This is a genomic window from Micromonospora fiedleri (genome assembly GCF_016774385.1).
Taxonomy (GTDB): domain Bacteria; phylum Actinomycetota; class Actinomycetes; order Mycobacteriales; family Micromonosporaceae; genus Micromonospora; species Micromonospora gifhornensis.
Genome location: NZ_JAETXL010000002.1, coordinates 414,258 through 430,298, shown reverse-complemented (window position 1 = coordinate 430,298; position 16,041 = coordinate 414,258). Strand labels below are relative to the sequence as shown.

The window sequence follows — 16,041 nt, the reverse complement described above, 5'->3', positions numbered from 1 at the left end:
CAGGCGGCAGCGCGCCGCGTTACGGCTCGCGGTGGCGCAGCGCGAGCACGGTGACCACGGCGGCCACCGCTGCCCAGACGGCGTACGTGGTCCAAGAACCGGCGACGGTGGCCGGGTAAGGGTCGGCGATCCACGGCGGGGACCCGGTCGGCTCCATCAGCCGCTGCCAGGCCGGCATCGGCAGGGCCTGCCGGAGCAGCGCGCTCCAACGTTCGTCGGCGTCGACGGCGGTGGGCAGCAGGAGCAGCACCGTGGCGGCGGTGACGATCGCGGGCGCGGTGTGCCGGGTCAGCGCCGCCAGGGCCATGCCGACCAGCGCGCTGAGCGGTACCAGCAGCGCGGAGGCGGCGATGCCGCGCAGCGCGCCGTGGTCGCCGATCGACATGTTCGCGCCGACGTCGGCGAGGATCGCCTGCGACACCGCGAACGCCGTCACCGCGCCGAGCAGCCCGAGCAGGGTCAGCACCCCGGTCAACACGGTCAGCTTGGCGGCGGCCACGGCGCCGCGCCGGGGGACGGCCGCGAAGGTGGTACGCATCAGCCCGGAGGCGTACTCGCCACCGATCGCCACCGCGCCGACGCCACTGGCCGCCAGGACGACGAACATCTGCGCCTCGGTGGGGAAGGCGTCCCAGAGCGGGGAGCGGACCGCCCGCCGCTCGGCCGGCCAGTCCGGCCAGCCCGCCTGGGTGGCCAGCGCGGCGTGCACGGCGAGGCCGACCATGGCGAGCAGGATCAGGGCGAACGCGCCCCAGGTCGAGCGCAACGACCAGAGCTTGATCCATTCGGCGGCGAGCAGGTCACGGAAACGGGCCGGCTGCCGTGTCCGTGCCGGCGCGGTGGGGGACGGGGACACGGTGGTCATCGGCCCTCCCCGGCGGTGTACTCGACGTCGGCGGCGGTGAGGGCCATGAAGGCATCCTCCAGCGAGGCGGTGCGGGTGGTCAGTTCGTGCAGCGGAGTCCGCAGGCCCAGAGCCAGCTCGCCGATCCGTTCGGCGGTCACGCCGGTCACCGTCAGCGTCCCGTCCGGATCGGACCGTACGGTCGCACCCTCGGCGGCCAGCGCCGTCACCAGCGACGCCGGATCGGCGGTACGCACGGCCACCTCCGGCCGGCCGGCGCGGGCGGCGAATTCGGCCAGCGACTCCTCGGCGATCAACCGGCCCCGGCCGATCACCACGAGTCGGTCGACACAGTGCTCCATCTCGCTCATCAGGTGGCTGGAGACGAAGACGGTACGGCCCTCGGCGGCGAGCCGCCGGAACAGCTTCCGTACCCAGCGCACCCCCTCCGGGTCCAGCCCGTTGAACGGCTCGTCGAACAGCAGCACCGGCGGGTCCCCGAGCAGGGCGGCGGCGATGCCGAGGCGCTGCCGCATGCCGAGGGAGAATCGGCCGATCCGGCGGTCGGCGACGCTGTCGAGGCCGACCCGGCCCAGCACCTCGTCGACCCGTCCGACCCCGATGCCGTTGCTGCGGGCCAGTGCCGCCAGGTGGGCTCGGGCGCTACGCCCACCGTGCACGTCCCCGGCGTCGAGCAGCGCACCGACGTGTCGCAACCCGCGGGGAAGGTCCCGGAACCGGAAGCCGCCGACCGTGGCGGTGCCGCTGCTCGGCTCGGTCAGCCCGAGGACCATGCGCAGGGTGGTGGACTTGCCGGCGCCGTTGGGGCCGAGGAAGCCGGTCACGTGACCCGGCCGTACGGTCAGGGTCAGGTCGTCGACGGCGGTGGTGCGCCCGTACCGCCTGGTCAGGCCATCAAGCTCGATCATGATGTCCACCCTTCCGAAGACCGGGTCGCGCGGCGTCGGCTCGCGGGCCACACCGCTGCGCCGGGCACTGGCCCACGGGCGTACGCCTGCGGGCCGATGCCGTGGTGGTGGCCGGCTCGATACCGTTTGCCGATGGACGTCACCACCCGGATCCGGCTGCGTACCGCCCTGTCGGCGATGCGGACGGTGCTGGTCTGGGCCGGGGTGGCCATCCTGCCGCTGCTCTGGGTGATGGCGCCGGCGGCGGCGACGACCGGCAACGGGATCGGCGTGCTGGGCTGGTGGCTGCCCGAGCGGTACCTGGTGCCGCTGCTGATCGTGGCCCTGCCGGCGGCGTTGCTGCGCCGTCGGCCGCTCACCGGACTGGGGCTGATGCTGGTCGGGGCGACGCTTACCAGCGTCACCGTGCACGGCGGAGACCAGGGTTATCTCGGCCGGCTCTTCACCGTGCAGTTCCTCGCCGTGGACGCGGCGCTGGGCGTGGTCGCCGCGAACCGGTCCCGCCGGGTGTCCGGGCTCGCCGCCGTCGTGGTGCTCGGGACGCAGATCCTGGTGGCCTTCGTCAACAGCGGCGTGGAACCGGTGGATCAGGCCCTGCTCTCCGGGCTGGCCGTCGCGACGGCATGGACGCTCGGCAACTCGGTGCGGTCGCGGCGCGAGCACGCGACCGCGCTGCGGGCGCACGCCGCCGCCGAGGCGGTCACCGCCGAACGGCTGCGCATCGCCCGCGAGCTGCACGACGTGGTGGCGCACAGCATCGGCGTGATCGCCATCCAGGCGGGCGTGGGCGCCCGGGTGATCGACACCCAGCCGGTGCAGGCCCGCGCCGCGTTGCGCACCATCGAGGCGACGAGCCGGGACACCCTGGCCGAGCTGCGGCGTACCCTCGGTGCGCTGCGCCGCGGGGTGGGGGAGTCGGCACCGCTGGACCCGACGCCCGGCCTGGCCGACCTGGACCGGCTGGTCGTGGCGACGGCCGACGCCGGAGTCCGGGTCGAGCTGCGCCGGCACGGCGCGCGTCCGGTCCCACCGGAGGTGGATCTCGCCGCGTTCCGGATCGTCCAGGAGTCGCTCACCAACGTGGTACGCCACGCAGAGGTCGACGCGTGCCGGGTGTCTGTCCGGTGTGATCCCGACTCGGTCGTGGTCGAGGTCGTCGACGAGGGCCGGGGCGGCCGGATCGGCGCCGCTGGGCACGGGCTGATCGGGATGCGGGAACGGGTCCAGGCCCTCGGTGGCCGGTTTCACGCCGGTCCTCGACCCGAGGGCGGCTTCCGGGTGACCGCCCGGCTGCCGCTCTCCGTACCAACCGGCGCCGACCAGCCGATCGATGGTGATCGGCCGACTGACGGCGAGTTGCCGATTGACGGCGAGTTGCCGGGTGCGGCGGTGGGGCGGTGAGGGTCCGGGTGCTGCTCGTCGACGACCAGCCGTTGATCCGGGCCGGGTTGCGGGTGCTGATCGCCGACGTGCCGGACATGGAGGTGGTCGGGGAGGCCGGTACCGGCGCCGAGGCGGTGCGCCTGACCCGCGAGGTGGTGCCCGACGTGGTGTTGATGGACCTGCGGATGCCGGGCACGGACGGCATCCAGGCGACCCGCCAGATCATCGCTGCTGGTGGTCCCACCCGGGTGCTGGTGCTCACCACCTTCGACGACGACGAGCACGTGCACGGCGCGTTACGCGCTGGGGCGAGCGGCTTTCTGGTCAAGGACATGGCGCTGGAGGACATCCTCGCCGCGATCCGGGTGGTGGCCGCCGGGGACGCGTTGATCGCCCCCGGGGTGACCCGCCGGCTCATCGCCGAGTTCGTCCGCCGGCCGGCAGCGGCGTCCCGCTCGCGGTCGTTGGCCGGGATCACCGACCGGGAGCGCGAGGTGCTCACCCTTGTCGGTCAGGGCCTGTCCAACGCCGAGATCGCCGAGCAGCTCGTGATCAGTGTGGCGACTGCGAAGGCGCACGTGGCTCGGCTGTTCAGCAAGCTCGGCGCCCGGGACCGGGTACACCTGGTCATCGCCGCCTACGAAACCGGCCTGATCACCCCACCGGGCTGACCCGCCATCGACCCGTGGTGCGGGCGACAGCCCCGCACCTCCCCGCTGCTGTTTCAGGGAAAGTGCTGCCTCGGTGCCTCCAGAGGCAGCAACTTCCCTGAAGTTGCGCGGAGCTGTGCGGCCCAGCCGGCGAAGATCCGCTCCTCCCGGGCCGCGGCGGTCAGTGGACGTCGGATCGAGGGCGGCGTTCGGCGCGCCACCAGCGGGTGAGCAGTACTGCGCTGGCGATGAAGCCCAGCGCGGCGGGGGCGGCGGCGTACCAGTTGATCCCGCCGGGGGAGGTGACGGCGGCACCGAGGGCCGCGTAGCCGAACGCGGTCGGCGCGGAGGCGAGCACGCTGCCGGTGAGGAACGGCAGCAGCCGCGCGCCGGTGGTGCCGTAGCCGTAGCTGACCAGGCCGAACCCGGAGATGGGCAGCAGCCGTACGGTGATCACCCCGAACACGCTCTGCCGGGTGAACCAGCGGTCCAGCCGGGCCAGCCGGCCGCGTACCCGTTCGGCGACGAAGTCCCGCCCGAGCAGCCGGCCGACCGCGAAGCCGACCGCCGCCGCGAGCAGGGCGGCCCCCAGGGCGTACAGGGCGCCGGGCAGCATCCCGAAGATCGCGCCGGCGGCGAGCGTGATGAAGGTACGCGGCACCAGCGCGACCAGCAGCAGCGCACCGCCGAGGACCGCCGCGACCGGGGCGAACCCGCCCAGCCGGTCGGCCAGGTGCGGCAGCGTCGCCGGGTCGGGCAGCGGCGTGAGCAGCAGCATCACCCCGAATCCGGCGAGCAGGAACAGCAGCATGCCGAACCGCAGCGCCGACGACGTCGCGACGACGTGCCACACCCGCCGCTCCGCACCGCCGGACGACGCACCGTGCGGCGACAAACCGCCGGACGGAGCGCCGCCGGGGTCTGGTGACCGGCGGCCGAGCAGCCGCCGGACGGCCGGGATCATGGCCGGGCGGCAGCTGCCACCGCGGTTCGACGCTCGGCGCGCAGCCGGTCGGCCCAGGTGTCGTCCAGCGGCGGCAGCTGCTGGGCGCCGGTGGCCCAGCGCAGCAGCAGGTCGGCCAGGGCCGGGTTGCGGGCCAGCGCGGGCCCGTGGGAGTACGTGCCGAGCAGCTTGCCCCGCCAAGCCCCCTCGGTGGCGCCGTCGTTGCCGACTCCGGCAGTGACCCGGGCCAGCGGGGACACCCCGGGGCCGAGCCGGGTACGGCCGCCGTGGTTCTCGAAGCCGGTCAGCGGCGGCAGGCCCAGCCGGGCGTCGATGTCCCCGGCCAGCTCGCCGACCGCCCGGCTGGCGCCCCGGTCCGAGCTGAGGTCGAGCAGTTCCAGGCCGCGGTACTGGGTGCCCTTGGCGAAGAACGAGGTGCCGAGCAGTTGGTAGCCGGCGCAGACCCCGAACACCACCGAGCCCTGGGCCACGGCCCGGTGCAGGCCGCCGTCGGCGAGCAGTCGCTGTGCTCCGAGCGCCTGCGGCCCGTCCTCGCCGCCACCGATGAGGTAGATGTCGGCGGTGGTCGGCAGCGGCTGGTCGGAGCGGACCTCCAGCACCTCGACCGGGAACCCGCGTTGACGCGCCCGCCGGGCCAGGATCAGCGCGTTGCCCCGGTCGCCGTAGGTGGACAGCAGGTCGGGGTAGATCCAGACGATGCGCAGGGTCTCAGTTGACACGGTCCAACTCCGCTCGGATGTCCTGGAACGCGGTGTAGTTCGCGATGACCTCCAGCCGCCCAGGCGGTACCGCCCGTACGGCGTCGTCGAACGTGCGTACGTGCTGGAACGGTACGTCGTTGACGTCGAGGCGGACCGCCAGGTCGTACGCCCGGTCGCCGGTGATCAGCACCTGGCGTCCGCGCAGCGGGGCGAAGTCGACGTCGAACAACCATGAGGTGTCCAACCCGTCGGGATCCCGCGCGTTGATCGACAGCAGTGTCGGCGCCAGCTCGGCCATGTCGAACGCCTCCAGCCAACTGGCCGGGTTCTTGGCCAGCAGCAGGCGGACCGTACGCCCGTCCCGGACGACCTGGGCGTAGCGTCCGGCGACCGAGGTGACATCGGCCAGGCGCGGAACGGCGTCGAACGGGCGTACGCCGAACTCGGCGGCGACGGCCAGCGCGGTGGCCGCGTTGCCGACGTTGACCTTGCCCGGAAGCTGGAGCTTGACCTTGTACCAGGCGCCGGTCGGGTCGAGGACGCCCTGGTCGTCGACGGTCCACTGCGGCTGCGGCCGGCGCAGCGGGCAGCCGGTGCACCACCATTGCTCGCCGGAGCGCTGGATGGTGGACCCGCACTCGGGGCAGACCCAGGAGTCGTCGTGCCAGCGCTGCCCGGCGGAGAACCAGGTGACGTGCGGCGGCGTGATCCGCTGGTCGTGGGTGGCCGGCGGGGTGGCCGCCCAGACCACCATCGGGTCGTCGGCGTTGGCGACGATGCGGATGTCGGGGTGCCGGACCAGCGCCGCGCGCCAGAGCTGCGCCATCATGGCGACCTCCTTGGCCCGGTCCAGCTGGTCGCGGGAGAGGTTGAGCAGCGCCACCACGTGCGGCTCGGTCGCCTCGATCACCTGCGCGAGGTAGTGCTCGTCGACCTCCAGCACGGCGTACGGGGTGCTGCCCGCCTTCGCCAGCGCCGAGGTGTGGCCGGTGGGCATGTTGGCGCCGAACGAGTTGGTGGCGACCCGACCGAGCACGCCGACGGCCGCGGCGGCCAGTCGGGTGGTGGTTGTCTTGCCGTTGGTGCCGGAGATCAGCGCGATGGCCCGACCGGCGGAGAGGTGGGCCAACAGGTCCGGGTCGATCTTCAAGCCGATCCAGCCGCCGATCACCGAACCGTCGCCACGGCCCGCAGCCCGCGACAGCGCCGCGGCGGTCCGTGACACGGAACTGGCCACCTTTGCCCGAAGGGGCATCTTTGCGTCCGTCACGCGAGCGAGGTTACCGGACCATGGCAGGGCTCAGATTGCCGATCCGTTCGGGTGGGCTTTGTCGGCGATGTGGTCGGTGGCGGCTGGCCGGCCGGAGTCGATCTATGTCGGATAGCGGACCGGGCCGCGGTACCCACTGCGCCCTCCACTCCGCCCCACCCCGACTGACGTGCGCTTTTGTGGTCCAACACGGCGCGCCACGCGGTCCAATCTGGTTGCGGGTGGAGGGAAGTGGAGTAGAGTGGGGCGCATTGGTGAGGCCGGGAGGGCCCACCGGCCCGGGGGGTCAGCGGCGCGCGAACGCCGCTAGAAGGGCGAGGGGGTTGGGCCGTGTTTCTCGGCACCCACACTCCGCGTCTGGACGACAAGGGCCGGTTGATCCTTCCGGCGAAGTTCCGGGATGAGCTGGCGGGGGGTGTCGTGATCACCAAAGGGCAGGAGCGCTGCCTCTACGTCTTCCCGACGCCTGAGTTCCAGCGCATCGCGGATCAGTTGCGTGCGCAGCCGATGACACACAAGGCGGCCCGGGCCTACAGCCGTGTCTTCTTCGCCAGCGCACACGACGAAGTGCCCGACAAGCAGGGCCGGGTGACGATCCCGGCACACCTGCGCAGCTACGCGGGGCTCGACCGGGACCTGGTGGTCATCGGCGCGAGCACCCGGGTGGAGATCTGGGACAAGGTCGCCTGGGAGACCTACCTCGCCGAGAGCGAAGACGACTTCGCCGACATCGAGGAAGGGGTGCTGCCCGGCGGTCTGTAGGGCGTGACGACGCCCGACGTACTGCGAGATCTCCAGCCGCTTTCGAGTTCCTGGCATCCCTTCCCCGGTGCCAGGCGCACGATCCGACACGGAGGGCTGTGGCCCGACGGGCGGGCGGGGAGCGGATGGGGATCTGGCGGTACGACGGCACGGCGTCGTCCGACGAGCAGGACGCAGAAGAAAACAAGGTCAAGCCAGTGGGGGTCGACATGGGGGAGCTACGCGGCACGCATGTGCCGGTGCTGCTTGAGCGGTGTCTCGAGCTGCTGGCCCCCGCACTGGGCCGCGGCGGGCGCACCGTGCACGTCGACGCGACACTGGGTCTGGCCGGCCATGCCGAGGCGGTCCTGCAGGCGCATCCGGAGACCATCCTGGTGGGCTTGGACCGGGACACCGAGGCGCTCGACCACGCTCGGGTGCGGCTGGCCCGCTTCGCCGACCGGGTCCACCTGGAGCACGCCGTCTACGACGAGCTGCCCGAGGTGCTCGACTGGCTGGGCTATCCGACCGTCGACGGGATCCTGTTCGACCTCGGCGTCTCCTCGCTGCAACTCGACGCGCCCGACCGCGGGTTCGCGTACGCGCAGGACGCGCCGCTGGACATGCGGATGGACCAGACCCGGGGGGTGACCGCCGAAGAGGTGGTCAACACGTACACCCATCCGGAACTGGCCCGGGTGCTGCGGGTGTACGGCGAGGAGAAGTTCGCCGGCCGGATCGCCTCGGCGATCATCCGGGAACGGGAACGCGCCCGGATCACCTCGTCGGCGCGACTGGCCGAGCTGGTCCGGGAGTCGATTCCGGCACCAGCCCGACGAACGGGTGGACACCCGGCAAAGAGAACGTTTCAGGCTTTGAGGATCGAGGTAAACAGGGAACTGGCAGTGCTGGAGACGGCGCTGCCGGCCGCCCTGGACCGACTCTCCGTCGGCGGTCGTCTGGTGGTCCTGTCCTACCACTCGCTGGAGGACCGGCTCACCAAACAGGCGCTCGCCGACCGGGTCCGCAGCACCGGCCCGATCGACCTCCCGGTCGAACTACCCGGGTCGGAGCCGACGTTCCGGCTGCTCAGCCGGGGTGCGGAGCTGCCCGGGGAGGCGGAGGTCGCCGCCAACCCGCGAGCCGCCTCGGTGCGGCTGCGGGCGGCGGAACGGATCGACCCGCAGGCCCGGCAGCAGGGGCGTACCGACCGCGAACGGTACCGCCGCCGGGTCAAGGCGATGCACCAACCGGGGACGGGATCGGCCGTCGGATCCGAATCGGGTCCGCGGCCGGGGGAGACGACGGACGAAAAGGGGGAGGGAACATGAGCGTAGACAAGCGCCGGAACATCGCCGGCGCCGGACAGCGCGCACCGCGGTCGGGGGGCCGGATCGCGGCGGAGCGGGTTCGGGGGACCGGGGACACCACCCGGCGTACGGAGCGGATGAGCCCGCTGGAGCAGACTCGCGCCCGGGGGGCGCGCGAGTTCCGCACCGAGGGCAGCGCCGCGTTGCGGCCGGTCGAGCGGGCCGGTGTCAGCGAGCCGCAGCGGGAGGCGGCACCGCGACTGCGGGTCGCTCCGCCGCCGCCGGTGCGGGTGCCTCGGGCGCCGTTCGCGGCGCTGGTGGTGATGCTTGTGGTCGGCGGGGTGCTGGGCATCCTGGCGGTCAACACGAAGATCAACGAGAACGCCTTCCGGTTGCTGGAGTTGCAGGAGCAGCAGGCCAAGCTCGACGTGGAGCAGCAGCAGCTGACCAAGCAGATCGCCGACGCCGAGGCGCCGGGCAACCTGGCCGCCCAGGCCCGCAAGCTGGGGCTGGTCGAGTCGGGGGAGCCGGCCCTGATCCGGCTGCCCGACGGCAAGCTGATCGGCGTGCCGCAGCCGGCCGGTGGGCAGGCGTCGATCACGAGCACCCAGGGCGCGGAGGGGTAGACCGTGCCATCGAGGTCGGAGGAACCGCGCCGGGACGCCACAGGCTCCCGGCGCGGTTCGTCGCGTGGTGCATCGGATCGGGGGGTACCGCCACGCGCCACCGGGGAGCGCGGTGGCGAACCGGGCATCGGTGGCATCTCCGACGCCCGGGCGTACACCCCGCGGGGCCGCACCATCCGGGAAGGCGGCGGCACCCCGGCGGCCGGGCGGACCGAGCAGCGGCGTACCCCGCGGAGCAGCCGGTCGCAGGATCCGTTCCGGCCGGCCCTGCAGGTGCTCGACGGTGGTCGGGCGGCGGCGACCCGCGCCGGTGGCCGGCAGGGCGGTCCGACCCGTCGGGACGGCGGCACCGGCCGGACCCCGGTGGTGCGTACCGTCACGGCCCGCACCCCGCGTGGCGAGGCGGTCGAGCCGCCACGTCGGCGGGTCGGCGGCCGGGACCCTCGCCGCGAGGACCGGGCGGCCCCGCGCCGCCCGGCCCGCAAGCCGCCCCGCCCGCCGCGGCTCGCCGATCCGGTGCGCCGGCTACGGCTGGGCACCGCGTTGGTGATGGCCATGTTCGTCGCGATCGGCATCCGGCTCGTCGTGCTCCAGGCGGTGGACACGCCCGCGTACGCCGACGGCGGGGTGGCCGACCGGCTGCGGACCGTGCAGCTACCCGCGCCGCGTGGGGCGATCTACGACCGGGACGGCGCGGCCCTGGCGCACAGCGTCGAGGCCCGCTACGTCTACGCCGACCCCACCCGGGTCGAGGACATCGAGTCCACCGCCCGGACGCTCTCCCCGCTGCTCGGCATCCCCGCCTCGGAACTGGCCGAGAAGATGCGACCCCGCAAGCGGTACGGCGTCGACTCGCGGTTCGAGTACCTGGCCCGGGGAGTGGACATCGACCGGGCCCGCGAGATCATGAAGCTCGAACTGTCCGGCATCTACACCCAGCGCGACGAGCGACGCGAGGTGCCCGGCGGTGACCTGGCCGCCAACCTGATCGGCTTCACCAGCATCGACATGGCCGGGCTGGAAGGGCTGGAGGCGCGCTACGACGACCTGCTGCACGGCGAGGACGGCGAACGGACCTTCGAGATCGGCCTCGGTGCGCCCATCCCCGGCGGCTACAGCCGCACCACCCCGGCCAAGCCGGGCAGTTCGATGGTGCTGACCATCGACCGGGACCTGCAGTTCATGACCCAGCGGATCCTCAGCGAGCAGGCCAAGGCGGCGCAGGCCAGCACCGCCGCGGCGATCGTGCTGGACGTGCGTACCGGTGAGGTGCTGGCGCAGGCCAGCGAGCCGACCTACAACGCGGCGCGGCCGCAGCACAGCGACCCGACCGACCGGGAGGACGCGGCCACCAGCTTCGTGGTCGATCCGGGCTCCGTGCACAAGGCGATCACCTTCGGGGCGGCGCTCCAGGAGGGGGTGATCACCCCCGACACGTCGTTCCCGGTGTCCAACGCCATCCGCAAGGGCGACACCTGGTTCCCGGACACGCACTTCGCCAACGGTCGCCGGATGAGCGTGGCCGGGATGATGGCCTACTCCTCCAACGTCGGCACCATCCAGATCGCCGACAAGCTCGGCCCGGAACGCCTGATCGACTACCAGCGCCGCTTCGGCCTGGGCAAGCCGACCGGTGTCGGCATGCCGGGGGAGGCCAGCGGCCGGCTGCTGCCGTTGTCGGAGTGGAGCGACTCGTCGCACGGGTCGGTGCCGATCGGGCACAGCGTGGACGCCACCCCGTTGCAGATGGCCGCCGCGTACGCCGCCATCGCCAACGACGGCACGTACGTCCAGCCGCACCTGGTCAAGGAGACGATCGACCCGCAGGGCAACCGGACCCCGGCCGAGCCGCCGGCGACCCGTCCGGTGCTCAGCCCCGACAACGCCAAGGCGTTGCGGACCATCATGGAGGCGGTCACCACCGTGGAGAACGCCACCGGGCTCGCCGCCGCTGTCCCCGGCTACCGGGTGGCCGGCAAGACCGGCACCGGCTGGCGGCTGGTCGACGGCAAGAAGCAGCCCGGCGACGTGGCCTCGTTCATCGGGATGGCGCCGGCGGAGAACCCGCGCTACGTGATCGCGGTCTTCGTGCACAGCCCGAGCGGTGGTGGCGGAAAGGTCGCAGCTCCGGCATTCCGGGACATGATGACCTTCACCCTGCGGCACTTCAAGGTGCCGCCGTCGAGCGAGGCGGCGCCGAAGTTCACCGTCTTCCCGTAGGCCGCAGTGCGCCACGGTCGACCCGCCGGCACACCCGGCCGGTGGGTCGACCCCGCCTTCGGTTCGCCGGTCGCTCACGACCTGCGGTTCGACTCCCTGTGGCGGAGATTCAGGCGCGCCGTGCGGCCATCAGCGGGCGACCGGGTAGGGTCTGACGCCGTGCGCGGCAATCCTCGTCCCCGTACCGTGACCGGAATCCGGCTCGGTGACCTAGCCGCCCGGCTCGCCGTGGCGCCCCCCACCACCGTCGATGCGACGGTGACCGGGGTGACCCACGCCAGTGGTGAGGTCCACCCCGGCGACCTGTACGCGGCCCTGCCCGGCGCCCGGCGGCACGGCGCGGAGTTCGTCGCCGACGCGGCGGCGGCCGGCGCGGTCGCCGTGCTCACCGATCCGGCCGGTGCCGAACTGGCCGCCGGGCACGGGTTGCCGACCCTGGTGGTGGCCGACCCGCGTGCGGTGCTCGGCACGCTCGCCTCGGCCGTCTACGGCGACCCGACCGAGAAGTTGACGGTGATCGGGGTGACCGGCACGGCTGGCAAGACCTCCACCGCGTACCTCGTCGAGTCGGGGTTGCGGGCCGCCGGTCACACCACCGGCCTGATCGGCACCGTGGAGACCCGCCTCGGCGATCTGGTGCTGGACAGCGTACGGACCACGCCGGAGGCCACCGACCTGCACGCGATGCTCGCCGCCGCGCTCGAACGCGGCGTCACCGCGGTGGTCATGGAGGTGTCCAGCCACGCCCTGGCGATGGGGCGGGTCGGCGGGGTGCGTTTCGACGTGGGCGGCTGGACCAACTTCGGCTCCGACCATCTCGACTTCCACGCCGACGCCGACGACTACTTCGCGGCCAAGGCCCGACTGTTCGACGGCCGCTGCGCCCACGAGGTGCTCAACCATGACGACCCGGCGCTGAAGGCCCTGTTCAAGCCCGCCACGATCAGCTACTCGGCCGCCGGTGACCCCTCCGCCACCTGGTGGGCGGAGGACGTCGACGGCGAGGGGTACGCCCAGCGGTTCACCCTGCACGGCCCGGACGGGCTGGTCCTCGACGCCGGGGTGGCGCTGCCCGGACGGCACAACGTGGCGAACGCCCTGCTGGCCGTCGCCGTGCTGGTCGCCGCCGGGGTGGATGCGGCCACCGCGGCGCGGGGGGTGGCCGCCTGCGGCGGCGTACCGGGGCGGCTGGAGTCGGTGGGCGTGGCCGGCGGGGTGCGCGGCGTCGTCGACTACGCGCACAAGACCGACGCGGTGGTGGCCGTGCTGGCCGCCCTGCGGGAACTGAGCAGCGGCCGGCTGATCTGCGTGATCGGCGCGGGCGGTGACCGGGACCGGGGCAAGCGGCCGGCGATGGGCGCGGCCGCCGCAAAGGGAGCCGACGTGGTGCTGGTGACCGACGACAACCCGCGCACCGAGGAGCCGGCGACGATCCGCGCCGAGGTGCTCGCCGGGGCGTACGACGCCGGGACGCGGACCCGGATCCTCGAGGTGGCCGGGAGGCGGGCGGCCATCGACGAGGCGGTCCGCCAGGCCGAGCCCGGCGATGTGGTGGCGGTGCTCGGCAAGGGCCACGAACGTGGTCAGGAGATCGCCGGTGAGGTGTTTCCGTTCGACGACGTGACCGAACTGGCCGACGCGCTGCGGGCCCGCTTCGGCAGCCTGGGAGGCCAGCGATGATCGCACTGAGTCTGGCCGAGATCGCGTCGGCCGTCGACGGGCGGCTGGTGGCCGCCGACCCGACCGCACAGGTCACCGGCAGCGTGGAGTTCGACTCCCGCAAGGTCACCTCCGGCGGGCTCTTCGTCGCCTTCGACGGGGAGAAGGTGGACGGGCACGACTACGCCGCGGCAGCGGTGCAGGCCGGGGCGGTCGCGGTGCTGGGCACCCGTGAGGTGCCCGGGGTGCCGATGGTCGTCGTCGCCGACGCGTTGACCGCGATGGCCCGGTTGGCGCGTGCCGTGGTGGACCGGCTGCCGCAGCTGACCGTGATCGGGTTGACCGGTTCGTCCGGCAAGACCACCACCAAGGACCTGATCGCGCAGCTGACCGCGCGGCTGGGGGAGACGGTGGCGCCGCCCGGGTCGTTCAACAACGAGCTGGGTCACCCGTACACGGCGCTGCAGGCGGTGCCCTCGACGCGCTACCTGGTGCTGGAGAAGGGTGCCCGGGGCATCGGGCACGTGCGGTACCTGTGCGAGGTGGCGCCGCCGCGCATCTCCGTGGTGCTCAACGTCGGGGTCTCGCACATCGGCGAGTTCGGCTCGCAGGAGAACATCGCGCTGGCCAAGGGTGAACTCGTCGAGGCGCTGCCGGCGGACGGCCTGGCGGTGCTCAACGCCGACGATCCGCTGGTCGACGCGATGGCCGGCCGTACGGCCGCCCGGGTCGTCCGCTACGGCGAGGCGGCGCACGCCGACGTGCGGGCCGTGGACGTGACGCTGGACGAGCGGGGGCGGCCCGCGTACACCCTGGTGACGCCGGAGGGCAGCGCGACGGTGCGGCTCGCGCTGACCGGGCGGCATCAGGTCTGGAACACTCTCGCCGCCGCGGCGGTGGCGCGGGAACTCGGCATGCCGTTGGTCGAGATCGCCGTCGCGCTGGGCGAGCTCGGGCTGGTCTCGACCCGCCGGATGGACGTCTTCGAGCGCACCGACGGCGTGACGGTGATCGACGACTCGTACAACGCCAACCCGGCGTCGATGTCGGTGGCGTTGCGGGCGCTGGCCGGCGTCGGAGCGGGACGCCGCACCCTCGCGGTGCTCGGCTACATGGCCGAGTTGGGCGAGTTCGAGGCGCAGGGACATACCGAGGTGGGCCGGCTCGCGGCCGAGTTGGGCGTCGACCGGCTGCTCGTGGTTGGCGAGGCGGCGGCGCCGATCCACCACGGGGCGACATCGGTAGGTGACTGGGGAGGAGAATCGGTGCTGCTCACCGATCAGGCGGCGGCCGTTCAGGTGCTGCGCAGCGAGCTACGGCCGGGGGACGTGGTCCTGGTGAAGGGGTCCCGGTACCGGACCTGGGAGGTGGCCGACGCGCTGCGTGCCGACGCCGTCGCCACCGGACCGGCTGATCCGACGGCCGGAGGTGGCGCCGCGTGAGGGCCGTCATCGTGGCCATCGGGGTGGCCTTCCTGGTCTCGCTGTTCTGCACCCCGATCGCGATCCGGGTCTTCACCCGGCTGAAGGCGGGCCAGCCGATCCGGGCCGAGGGCCCGCAGATGCACCAGGGCAAGAAGGGCACGCCGACGATGGGCGGCGTGGTGTTCATCCTCGCCACCGTGATCGCGTACGTCGCCGGTCACCTGGCCCTGACCACCCTGCCGGACGCGCAGATCGCCCAGGTCGAGCCGACCATCACCGCGCTGGTGCTGCTGGGGCTGATGGTCTTCGCCGGCGCGGTCGGCTTCATCGACGACTTCCTCAAGGTGCGCAAGCGGCACAGCGGTGGCCTGAGCGCCAAGGGCAAGCTGCTCGGGCAGATCCTGGTCGGCGCGGTGTTCGGCGTGGTCGCGCTCTGGTTCCCGTCCACCATGACCGACTCCTCCGGCGCGGTGACCAACACCGAGACGGTCGGCAGCACCACGCTGAGCTTCATCCGGGACATCCCGGCCCTGGACGTCACCAAGATCGGCGCGGTGATCATTTTCATCTTCGTGGTGATGGCGGCGACCAACGGGGTGAACCTCACCGACGGCCTCGACGGCCTGGCCACCGGCGCGTCGGTAATGGTGCTCGGCGCGTACGCGGTGATCGCGTTCTGGCAGTACCGGCACTGGTGTGCCGACCCGGCGTACACCGCCAACCCGAACAACTACTGCTACACCGTCCGGGATCCGCTGGAGATCGCGTTGATCGCCGGAGCGGCGGCCGGCGCCTGCGTGGGCTTCCTGTGGTGGAACACCTCGCCGGCCCGGATCTTCATGGGCGACACCGGCGCACTCGGCCTGGGCGGCCTGATCGCCGGCATGGCGATGTCCACCCGCACGATCCTGCTGCTGCCGATCATCGGCGGCCTTTTCGTGATCATCACCATGTCCGTGGTGATCCAGATCATCTCCTTCAAGACCACCGGCAAACGCGTCTTCCGCATGTCCCCCCTCCAGCACCACTTCGAACTGGCTGGCTGGAGCGAGGTCAACATCGTGGTCCGCTTCTGGATCATCGCCGGCATCGGCGTAGCCATCGCCCTGGGCCTCTTCTACAGCGACTTCCTAGCCAACATGGGCTGACCCCCTGGACTCACCCTGTTGATCAAGAGGTTTGCGTCTCCGGACGGCGCATTTTTGACGCAAACCTCTTGATCAATGCGGAGAACGAGGGGTGGGGTGGGAGGGGGTGCGACACGCCGAGTGGGGGATACCGGGGGTGTGGGGTGGTGGCAGCGGCGATGATGGCGCTGTG

The 16,041-nt window shown here is 72.7% G+C and carries 14 protein-coding genes; 9 read left to right on the top strand and 5 right to left on the bottom strand.

Going from position 1 to position 16,041, the window contains the following annotated elements:
* Positions 1-19 precede the first annotated feature (19 nt).
* Both JMF97_RS05945 and JMF97_RS05940 read right to left on the bottom strand, forming a co-directional pair.
* Entirely contained in the window at positions 20-865 is an 846-nt protein-coding gene (locus JMF97_RS05945; protein WP_203220587.1) for a hypothetical protein, read from the bottom strand.
* Positions 862-1,773 (bottom strand): ABC transporter ATP-binding protein, encoded by a 912-nt coding sequence (locus JMF97_RS05940; protein WP_203220586.1) that lies wholly within the window; start codon positions 1,771-1,773, stop codon positions 862-864. The genes JMF97_RS05945 and JMF97_RS05940 overlap by 4 nt, the downstream gene beginning before the upstream one ends.
* A 132-nt stretch (positions 1,774-1,905) precedes the next feature.
* Between JMF97_RS05940 and JMF97_RS05935 the strand changes: the two genes are divergently transcribed.
* Both JMF97_RS05935 and JMF97_RS05930 read left to right on the top strand, forming a co-directional pair.
* Positions 1,906-3,174 (top strand): sensor histidine kinase, encoded by a 1,269-nt coding sequence (locus JMF97_RS05935; protein ID WP_203220585.1) that lies wholly within the window; start codon positions 1,906-1,908, stop codon positions 3,172-3,174.
* Positions 3,171-3,827, top strand: coding sequence for a response regulator (locus JMF97_RS05930; RefSeq protein ID WP_203220584.1), 657 nt, complete (start codon positions 3,171-3,173; stop codon positions 3,825-3,827). The genes JMF97_RS05935 and JMF97_RS05930 overlap by 4 nt, the downstream gene beginning before the upstream one ends.
* Positions 3,828-3,987: 160 nt before the next feature.
* Here JMF97_RS05930 and JMF97_RS05925 read toward each other — a convergent pair whose 3' ends face one another.
* The 3 genes from JMF97_RS05925 to JMF97_RS05915 form a co-directional block, all read right to left on the bottom strand.
* The gene (locus JMF97_RS05925; protein ID WP_238358912.1) at positions 3,988-4,617 is read right to left on the bottom strand and encodes a TVP38/TMEM64 family protein; all 630 of its coding nucleotides are present in this window, start codon (positions 4,615-4,617) and stop codon (positions 3,988-3,990) included.
* 149 nt (positions 4,618-4,766) lie between these two features.
* A complete protein-coding gene (locus tag JMF97_RS05920; protein ID WP_203220582.1) occupies positions 4,767-5,489 on the bottom strand; it encodes a type 1 glutamine amidotransferase in 723 nt (240 codons plus the stop codon).
* Positions 5,479-6,726, bottom strand: coding sequence for a Mur ligase family protein (locus JMF97_RS05915; RefSeq protein WP_043721531.1), 1,248 nt, complete (start codon positions 6,724-6,726; stop codon positions 5,479-5,481). The genes JMF97_RS05920 and JMF97_RS05915 overlap by 11 nt, the downstream gene beginning before the upstream one ends.
* 345 nt (positions 6,727-7,071) lie before the next feature.
* On the opposite strand from JMF97_RS05915, the gene mraZ reads away from it, so the two are divergent.
* From mraZ to mraY, 7 genes are all read left to right on the top strand, one after another.
* Complete coding sequence (gene mraZ / locus JMF97_RS05910; protein WP_013735092.1) at positions 7,072-7,503, top strand: division/cell wall cluster transcriptional repressor MraZ; 432 nt, start codon at positions 7,072-7,074, stop codon at positions 7,501-7,503.
* A gap of 209 nt (positions 7,504-7,712) precedes the next feature.
* The gene (gene rsmH / locus JMF97_RS05905) at positions 7,713-8,813 is read left to right on the top strand and encodes a 16S rRNA (cytosine(1402)-N(4))-methyltransferase RsmH (RefSeq protein WP_203220893.1); all 1,101 of its coding nucleotides are present in this window, start codon (positions 7,713-7,715) and stop codon (positions 8,811-8,813) included.
* Complete coding sequence (ftsL, locus tag JMF97_RS05900; RefSeq protein ID WP_203220581.1) at positions 8,810-9,418, top strand: cell division protein FtsL; 609 nt, start codon at positions 8,810-8,812, stop codon at positions 9,416-9,418. The genes rsmH and ftsL overlap by 4 nt, the downstream gene beginning before the upstream one ends.
* A gap of 3 nt (positions 9,419-9,421) precedes the next feature.
* On the top strand, positions 9,422-11,638 hold the full coding sequence (locus JMF97_RS05895) for a penicillin-binding transpeptidase domain-containing protein (protein WP_203220580.1): 2,217 nt from the start codon (positions 9,422-9,424) through the stop codon (positions 11,636-11,638).
* A 159-nt stretch (positions 11,639-11,797) separates the two neighbouring features.
* The gene (locus JMF97_RS05890; RefSeq protein ID WP_203220579.1) at positions 11,798-13,318 is read left to right on the top strand and encodes a UDP-N-acetylmuramoyl-L-alanyl-D-glutamate--2,6-diaminopimelate ligase; all 1,521 of its coding nucleotides are present in this window, start codon (positions 11,798-11,800) and stop codon (positions 13,316-13,318) included.
* Positions 13,315-14,739, top strand: a complete 1,425-nt coding sequence (locus JMF97_RS05885; RefSeq protein ID WP_203220578.1) for a UDP-N-acetylmuramoyl-tripeptide--D-alanyl-D-alanine ligase — start codon at positions 13,315-13,317, stop codon at positions 14,737-14,739. The genes JMF97_RS05890 and JMF97_RS05885 overlap by 4 nt, the downstream gene beginning before the upstream one ends.
* Positions 14,736-15,869 (top strand): phospho-N-acetylmuramoyl-pentapeptide-transferase, encoded by a 1,134-nt coding sequence (gene mraY / locus JMF97_RS05880; RefSeq protein WP_203220577.1) that lies wholly within the window; start codon positions 14,736-14,738, stop codon positions 15,867-15,869. Before JMF97_RS05885 ends, mraY begins: the two co-directional genes overlap by 4 nt.
* Positions 15,870-16,041: the final 172 nt, after the last annotated feature.

What these genes read in the sequence shown, in the direction of transcription:
- JMF97_RS05945 (WP_203220587.1), bottom strand. Translation starts at nt 865, where the DNA reads ATGACCACCGTGTCCCCGTCCCCCACCGCGCCGGCACGGACACGGCAG.
- JMF97_RS05940 (WP_203220586.1), bottom strand. Translation starts at nt 1,773, where the DNA reads ATGATCGAGCTTGATGGCCTGACCAGGCGGTACGGGCGCACCACCGCC.
- JMF97_RS05935 (WP_203220585.1), top strand. Translation starts at nt 1,906, where the DNA reads ATGGACGTCACCACCCGGATCCGGCTGCGTACCGCCCTGTCGGCGATG.
- JMF97_RS05925 (WP_238358912.1), bottom strand. Translation starts at nt 4,617, where the DNA reads ATGCTGCTGTTCCTGCTCGCCGGATTCGGGGTGATGCTGCTGCTCACG.
- JMF97_RS05915 (WP_043721531.1), bottom strand. Translation starts at nt 6,726, where the DNA reads ATGCCCCTTCGGGCAAAGGTGGCCAGTTCCGTGTCACGGACCGCCGCG.
- rsmH (WP_203220893.1), top strand. Translation starts at nt 7,713, where the DNA reads ATGGGGGAGCTACGCGGCACGCATGTGCCGGTGCTGCTTGAGCGGTGT.
- ftsL (WP_203220581.1), top strand. Translation starts at nt 8,810, where the DNA reads ATGAGCGTAGACAAGCGCCGGAACATCGCCGGCGCCGGACAGCGCGCA.
- JMF97_RS05885 (WP_203220578.1), top strand. Translation starts at nt 13,315, where the DNA reads ATGATCGCACTGAGTCTGGCCGAGATCGCGTCGGCCGTCGACGGGCGG.